Source organism: Haloferax sp. KTX1 (assembly GCF_902410085.1).
Taxonomy (GTDB): domain Archaea; phylum Halobacteriota; class Halobacteria; order Halobacteriales; family Haloferacaceae; genus Haloferax; species Haloferax massiliensis.
Window position 1 is genome coordinate 1 of sequence record NZ_CABPRH010000068.1, and the last position, 567, is coordinate 567.

The 567-nt window shown below is 67.4% G+C and carries 1 pseudogene; it reads right to left on the minus strand.

The annotated features are described in order from the left end of the window. A pseudogene (locus FY251_RS20790) lies at positions 1-567 on the minus strand (hypothetical protein); the annotation flags it as partial.

Below are 567 nucleotides of genomic sequence, written 5' to 3' on the forward strand. Positions count from 1 at the left end.
GATACGCCTGTGCGAACTCGCTGGCGTCCTCCTCGGTATCCCAGCGGATCTCCCAGACGTAGCCGTAGCCGCCGGAGCCGTTGCGGTAGGGAACGACGAGATCACCGCCCCAGCCCGCCGACATCTCGCTCTCGTAGCTGTAGCGGTCGCCCTCCGTCTGGCCGTTGTGGTACATCATCGCGTAGATCGAGGTCTCCCCGACCGTGTCGCCGACCGGGTCGTGGTCGAAGCGGCTCCACTCGTCGGTCGAGCGGTCAGCGACGCTGACGTTCACGGGCTCTTCGTCGGGATATTTCTCCGGATGGAGCACCTGCTCGGTGCTGTCGGGGAAGTCGTCGTGGAGGGCGTCGACGGCGTCCCAGCCGCCGTCAGCGCGCACCTGGTCGACGAACCGCGGCCCGGTGACGTACGGCTGGTAGAGGACGGTGAACAGCCCCTCGTTGTAGCTCGGCTGCTGGCTGGCGTCGTCTCCGTCGCTGCTTCCGCCGTCGTCACTGGTCCGGTCCGGGAGCGCGATACAGCCCCAGCCGTCACCACAGCGGCGCTCGTAGAGGATGCGGACGTAGT